Raw genomic sequence first — 7,013 nt, forward strand, 5'->3', positions numbered from 1 at the left:
GCGGATACAGGGCTTTCCTACATGCGAACGAGGGAGACTTGCGACATGGCGACTGATTCGCGAAGCGATCGGCTACGGCGTCGAATTGCACAGTTGTTCGCCGAGGACGAGCAGGTGAAAGCCGCGGTGCCGGACCAGGAGGTGGTCGAGGCGATCCGGGCGCCCGGCCTGCGCCTGGCACAGATCATGGCCACCGTGATGGAGCGCTATGCGGACCGCCCCGCGGTGGGACAGCGGGCGAGCGAGCCGGTCACCGAGAGCGGTCGCACCACCTTCCGGCTGCTCCCGGAATTCGAGACCCTGACCTACCGCGAGCTGTGGGCGCGCGTCCGCGCGGTGGCCGCCGCGTGGCACGGAGATGCCGAAAGGCCTTTGCGGGCCGGGGATTTCGTTGCTCTGCTGGGTTTCGCCGGCATCGATTACGGCACCCTCGATCTCGCGAACATCCATCTCGGCCTCGTCACGGTGCCGCTGCAATCCGGCGCCACGGCCCCGCAACTCGCCGCGATCCTGGCCGAGACCACGCCCCGGGTGCTGGCCGCGACACCCGACCATCTCGATATCGCCGTCGAATTGCTGACCGGGGGAGCCTCGCCGGAACGGCTGGTGGTATTCGACTACCGCCCCGCGGACGACGATCACCGGGCGGCGCTCGAGTCCGCGCGCAGACGGTTGAGCGACGCGGGCAGTGCGGTGGTGGTCGAGACGCTCGACGCGGTCCGCGCCCGCGGCAGCGAATTGCCGGCCGCGCCGCTGTTCGTTCCCGCCGCGGACGAGGACCCGCTGGCTCTGCTCATCTACACCTCCGGCAGCACCGGCACGCCTAAGGGCGCCATGTACACCGAAAGACTGAACCGCACGACGTGGCTGAGCGGGGCGAAAGGCGTCGGCCTCACGCTCGGCTACATGCCGATGAGTCATATTGCCGGGCGGGCCTCGTTCGCCGGTGTGCTGGCCCGCGGCGGCACGGTCTACTTCACCGCCCGCAGCGATATGTCGACGCTGTTCGAAGATCTGGCCCTGGTGCGGCCGACCGAGATGTTCTTCGTCCCGCGCGTGTGCGACATGATCTTCCAGCGCTATCAGGCCGAACTGTCGCGGCGCGCGCCCGCCGCGGCCGCGAGCCCGGAACTCGAGCAGGAACTGAAGACCGAACTGCGCTTGTCCGCGGTCGGGGACCGCTTACTCGGGGCGATCGCGGGCAGCGCGCCGCTGTCGGCCGAGATGCGGGAGTTCATGGAGTCGCTGCTGGATCTGGAACTGCACGACGGCTACGGCTCGACCGAGGCGGGTATCGGCGTACTGCAAGACAATATCGTCCAGCGTCCGCCGGTCATCGATTACAAGCTCGTCGACGTGCCGGAATTGGGCTACTTCCGGACGGACCAGCCGCATCCCCGCGGTGAGTTGCTGTTGAAAACCGAAGGGATGATTCCGGGCTACTTCCGGCGGCCCGAGGTGACCGCGGAGATCTTCGACGAGGACGGTTTCTACAGGACCGGTGACATCGTCGCCGAACTCGAACCGGATCGGCTGATCTACCTGGACCGCCGCAACAATGTGCTGAAACTGGCCCAGGGCGAGTTCGTCACGGTCGCCCATCTGGAAGCGGTGTTCGCGACCAGTCCGCTGATCCGGCAGATCTACATCTACGGCAACAGCGAGCGCTCGTTCCTGCTGGCGGTGATCGTGCCCACCGCGGACGCGCTGGCCGACGGTGTCACCGACGCGCTGAACACGGCGCTGACCGAATCCTTGCGACAGCTCGCGAAAGAAGCCGGGCTGCAATCCTATGAGCTGCCGCGCGAGTTCCTGGTCGAAACCGAACCGTTCACCGTCGAGAACGGTCTGCTCTCCGGTATCGCGAAACTGTTGCGGCCCAAGCTCAAGGAGCACTACGGCGAGCGACTCGAGCAGCTGTACCGCGATATCGAGGCGAACCGCAACGACGAGCTGATCGAGCTGCGGCGCACCGCGGCCGAGCTGCCGGTGCTCGAAACCGTCACGCGGGCTGCACGTTCGATGCTCGGACTGGCCGCGTCGGAGTTGCGGCCGGACGCGCATTTCACCGATCTCGGCGGTGATTCACTGTCCGCGCTGTCGTTTTCGACCCTGCTGCAGGACATGCTCGAGGTCGAGGTCCCGGTCGGTGTCATCGTGAGCCCCGCCAACTCGCTCGCCGATCTGGCGAAATACATCGAGGCCGAACGGCATTCGGGGGTGCGGCGGCCGAGCCTGATCTCGGTGCACGGTCCCGGCACCGAGATCCGTGCCGCCGATCTCACCCTGGACAAGTTCATCGACGAGCGCACCCTCGCTGCCGCGAAAGCGGTTCCGGCCGCGCCGGCCCAGGCGCAGACCGTCCTGCTCACCGGGGCGAACGGCTATCTCGGCCGCTTCCTGTGCCTGGAATGGCTGCAGCGACTGGACCAGACCGGCGGCACGCTGGTCTGCATCGTGCGCGGTACCGACGCGGCCGCCGCGCGGAAGCGCCTGGATGCGGTGTTCGACAGCGGTGATCCGGAGCTGCTCGACCACTACCGGAAGCTGGCCGCCGAGCACCTCGAGGTGCTCGCGGGCGATATCGGCGACCCGAATCTCGGCCTGGACGAAGCGACTTGGCAGCGGCTCGCCGCGACCGTCGACCTGATCGTGCACCCCGCCGCCCTCGTCAACCATGTGCTGCCGTACAGCCAGCTGTTCGGGCCGAATGTGGTCGGCACCGCCGAGATCATCCGGCTGGCCATCACCGAGCGCCGTAAGCCCGTGACGTACCTGTCGACGGTCGCGGTGGCCGCACAGGTCGATCCCGCCGGCTTCGACGAGGAGCGCGATATCCGGGAGATGAGCGCGGTGCGCTCCATCGACGCCGGGTACGCGAACGGTTACGGCAACAGCAAGTGGGCCGGCGAGGTGCTGCTGCGCGAGGCCCATGATCTGTGCGGGCTGCCGGTCGCCGTGTTCCGCTCGGACATGATCCTGGCGCACAGCAAATACGTCGGTCAGCTCAACGTCCCCGATGTGTTCACCCGGCTCATCCTGAGCCTGGCGCTCACCGGCATCGCACCGTATTCGTTCTACGGGACGGACAGCGCCGGGCAGCGCAGGCGGGCCCACTACGACGGTCTGCCCGCCGATTTCGTCGCCGAGGCGATCACCACCCTCGGCGCGCGAGCCGAGTCGGGGTTCCATACCTACGACGTGTGGAACCCGTACGACGACGGCATCTCGCTGGACGAATTCGTCGACTGGCTCGGCGATTTCGGCGTGCCGATCCAGCGGATCGACGACTACGACGAATGGTTCCGGCGTTTCGAGACCGCGATCCGCGCGCTGCCCGAAAAGCAGCGCGATGCTTCGCTGCTACCGCTGCTGGACGCACACCGGCGGCCACTGCGCGCGGTGCGCGGTTCGCTGTTGCCCGCCAAGAACTTCCAGGCGGCGGTGCAGTCCGCGCGGATCGGCCCCGATCAGGACATCCCGCATCTTTCCCCGCAGTTGATCGACAAGTACGTCACCGACCTGCGCCACCTCGGCCTGCTCTGAGACGTCGATCGGACAGGTAGTCGCGCGGCGGTCACCGGACGGCCGGCTCCGGCTCGGTGTGCCGGGATCCGGTGCGGCGCAGGCGGAGCAGCAGGAGCCCGGTGCCGAGCAACACGACGGCGTACACGACGACGAAGCTGTTGATCAGCACCTGGGCCAGTGGCCACCACGGCGGGAACAGGAACAGGCCGACCACAACGTAATTCGGGTCGTACTCCCAGGTCCATGCGCCGACCGAGACGAAAAGCGCCGCCGCGGCCAGCCACCAGACCGGTCGCGTCTGCGCCCGGTGCACCAGGTAGACGAGCAGCGGGACGTACCAGACCCAGTGGTGGTCCCAGGAGAACGGCGACACCGCGCACGCCGTGAGCCCGGCGAGGGTGACCGCGAGTAGGTGTTCGCCGTGCTCGTACAGTCCGGCCACGAGTACGAGGCTCACCAGCGCGAGCGGGACGGCGATGAGCAGCCACAGCCACATGGGCGCCGGATGGTGGGTCAGATGCGCGATCACACCCCGCACGGACTGATTGGACGGATGCATATCGTCGGCGATGCGGTTGGACTGGAAGAAGGTGGAGGTCCAGTACTCGCGCGAATCGGTCGGCAGCACGAGCCAGGCGACGGCGATGGTGGCGGCGAACGCCGCGCCCGCGGTCACGGCCGCGCGCCACTGTCGCAGCACCACGAACTGTGCGATGAAATAGATCGGGACCAGCTTGATGCCCGCGGCCAGGCCGACGCCGATACCGCGCAGCCGGCTGCGATCGGCCCGCGCGAAATCCCACAGGACGAGCAGCATCAACAGCAGATTGATCTGCCCGTAGAACAGCGTGGTCCGTACCGGTTCGAGGAACGCGCAGGTCAATGCCAGCAGTGCGCTGATCAGGGCCAGCCTTGCGGTGCTGCGGTATCCGAGCAGCCGCCAGCTCAGCAGCACACAGCCGAACAGCACCACCAGGTTGAAGACCATGCCGGTGTAGTTGACGGCCGACCACGGCACCAACACGATGGGGATGAAGGCCAGGGTGGAGAAGGGCGTATAGGTATAGAGCAGGCCCGCCACCGTCGGCTCCGTGTAGAGCGGAAGACCGTGCAGGATGCGCCACGCGCCATCCCGATACACATGTACATCGAGCCCACCGGCCAGGATGCCCGCCCGATCGAGCCACGGATCGACCGTGGTGAACAGCAGGATCACCGCTAGGACCGCGCTTGCGGTCAGTATGAAAAGCGTTGGGCCCGAGCGTGGAAAGTCCAGCTGCCGGGATTTGCGCACAAGCGAGTAACTTACAGAATAAGTCCGCGCAGAGCATGACCCGAACTGTCGGGGGCCGGTACCGGCGTGAATCGCCGCTGGTAACAGCAATTTTTCGGGCGACATGCCGGGGCGTGGATCGGCGCTCGGACGGGGTCGATTCGGCCCGCGCGGCCCGGCTGAAACGGGTACCAGCAGCACCTGGATACGGTTAACCGCATAGGGCACGATCGAACGATGACCGATGTGCTGGACGTTCGGGCGGTGCGCAAAGCACGCCGCGCGGAGCTGGGAACCTTCCTGAAATCGCGCCGGGCCAAGATCTCGCCCGACGACGTCGGGCTGCCCCCGGGGCCGCGGCGCCGCACGCCCGGCCTGCGCCGCGAGGAAGTGGCGCAGCTGTCCGGCATCGGGGTCACCTGGTACACCTGGCTCGAACAAGGCAGGCAGATCAACGTCAGCGTGCAGGTGCTGGACGCGGTCGCACGCACGCTGGCCCTCGACGACGCCGAGCGGGCGCACCTGTACCGGCTGGCCGAAGTGCCGACGGTGCCGAACGCGCACACGAACAGCGCACTGCCCGAGGAGATGCAGACCATCCTCGACCATCTTGTGCCGCTGCCCGCCGCACTGCTCAGCGCGCGCTACGACATGCTGGCCTACAACGCCGCCTACGAGGCGCTGTGCCCCGGTTTCCTGGTGGGGGAGCGCAATGTCGCGCGCCTCGTGTTCATGACGCCGCAGTGCTGCAACACCTACCGGCACAGCTGGGACGACCTGCGCCGCATGGTCGCCTACCTGCGCGGGGCGTACGCGAAGAACCTCGACGATCCGAGCTGGCAGCAGTTCATCGAGGAAATGTGCACCGAGAGTGCCGATTTCGCGACCCTGTGGGCGCGCAACGACGTCGCGGTGCCGAACAAGCGGATCAAACAGATCCGCCATCTCGCCGTCGGCGATCTGGAAATGTTCGTCACCAGCATGTCGCTGCCCGCCGTGCAGGGCGCATGGGTGCAGATCTACACACCGACCGACGAAACCCAGTGGGCGCAACTGCATGCGCTGCTCGCGATGAGCAAGGAGGAACAGCAGCGGCCGTGGATCGAGCACCGCGAGCGCTACCACGCCCCCGCCGCGGCCGGCTGAGTTTCGGGTCGGTACTACGGTAATCCGCCCGTATCGCCGTCCCGCGGCTCCTCCGAGATGCGGAGCTGAGCGAGGTCGGCCTCGAGTTCGGCCCCGGAATCGGTGCTGACCGGCCGTGTTTCGGCGGTGAACCGGACATTTCTCGCCGTCCGGATACACGCCGGTGATGCGGATGTCGTACCAACCCGTCAAAGCGAGTCGTCGGCGGCTCCCGCGGCCAGGCGTTGCAGTTCGGCGAGGGCGTGTGCCTGACGCTCGGTGTCGCTGGCCTCGACGACCCCCGAGAGCCGATCGGCGGGGAAATCGCGGCAGCGGGCCAGTGCGGTCGTGGCGGGTTGCCCGGCGAGATAGGCGTCGCTGAAACGCGATTGCCACAGTCCGGCAGCGATCTGTCCGGTCCGCCCCGCGTCGGCTCGTGGCAGGTAGCCGCCGGCCTCTCCGGTGGCGGCGGCCCACAGATAGCCGACCACGGCGGCGTCGATCCGGACCGGGAGATAGCGGATGGGGGCATCGGTGTCGTCGGCATACGTCCGCAACGGAACACTGTGCAACGGTCCCCACCCGTCCCGCCGGTCCGCCGGGGTGCCGTCGGGATAGGCGCCGTCCTGGACGAGCGGTCCGTCACCGAGGGGTGGCCCGTCGGGGTTGAGCCGGTCCCACAGTTCGGCCAGATCCGATGCGCCGCCGTGCCTGACGCCGGGTGGAATCGCACCGGCGACCGCGTCTTCGGGTGCGCCGACCCACTCCTGGACCGCCTCCTGCGGTGTGCGGCCGCGCCGGGCCGCGTCTTCGAGCCGCCGTTCCCAGACGAGCAGACAGTCCAGATCGTCAGCGGCCGTGGCGAGATGGCGTTCGAAGCCCGCGGCGTAATGGTCGACCGAGGCCCACAGATAGCCGATCAGCATGCCCTGCCGATGCACGGGCAGGTAGGTGACGGCGCGGCGGGTCCAGCGACTGTAGGCGGTCGGGGTTCCGGTCATGCTTGCTCCGATGTAGCGATAGCGGATTCCTTTGTCGGCGCAGGGCCTCCGGGATACGAGGCAGGACATAGTCGGGTCGGGGCTGG

General features: G+C 67.6%; 4 protein-coding genes. 2 read left to right on the plus strand and 2 right to left on the minus strand.

What is annotated here, in order from left to right:
• Positions 1 to 45: 45 nt before the first annotated feature.
• Positions 46 to 3,546: a carboxylic acid reductase gene (car, locus tag O3I_RS20385; protein ID WP_051066691.1), complete on the plus strand. Its 3,501-nt coding sequence runs from the start codon at positions 46 to 48 to the stop codon at positions 3,544 to 3,546.
• A 31-nt stretch (positions 3,547 to 3,577) separates the two neighbouring features.
• On the opposite strand, the gene O3I_RS20390 is transcribed toward car, so the two are convergent.
• The gene (locus O3I_RS20390; RefSeq protein ID WP_014984860.1) at positions 3,578 to 4,744 is read right to left on the minus strand and encodes a glycosyltransferase 87 family protein; all 1,167 of its coding nucleotides are present in this window, start codon (positions 4,742 to 4,744) and stop codon (positions 3,578 to 3,580) included.
• 294 nt (positions 4,745 to 5,038) lie between these two features.
• Here O3I_RS20390 and O3I_RS20395 point away from each other — a divergent pair, with 294 nt between their 5' ends.
• Positions 5,039 to 5,947: a helix-turn-helix transcriptional regulator gene (locus tag O3I_RS20395; RefSeq protein WP_014984861.1), complete on the plus strand. Its 909-nt coding sequence runs from the start codon at positions 5,039 to 5,041 to the stop codon at positions 5,945 to 5,947.
• Between the two features lie 188 nt (positions 5,948 to 6,135).
• Here O3I_RS20395 and O3I_RS42785 read toward each other — a convergent pair whose 3' ends face one another.
• Positions 6,136 to 6,927, minus strand: a complete 792-nt coding sequence (locus O3I_RS42785) for a hypothetical protein (protein ID WP_014984862.1) — start codon at positions 6,925 to 6,927, stop codon at positions 6,136 to 6,138.
• Positions 6,928 to 7,013: the final 86 nt, after the last annotated feature.

It is taken from the genome of Nocardia brasiliensis ATCC 700358 (assembly GCF_000250675.2).
Lineage (GTDB): Bacteria > Actinomycetota > Actinomycetes > Mycobacteriales > Mycobacteriaceae > Nocardia > Nocardia brasiliensis_B.

Bases quoted from the DNA above. Each gene is read 5' to 3' on its own strand.
- car (WP_051066691.1), top strand. From the start codon at position 46: ATGGCGACTGATTCGCGAAGCGATCGGCTACGGCGTCGAATTGCACAG.
- O3I_RS42785 (WP_014984862.1), bottom strand. From the start codon at position 6,927: ATGACCGGAACCCCGACCGCCTACAGTCGCTGGACCCGCCGCGCCGTC.
- O3I_RS20395 (WP_014984861.1), top strand. From the start codon at position 5,039: ATGACCGATGTGCTGGACGTTCGGGCGGTGCGCAAAGCACGCCGCGCG.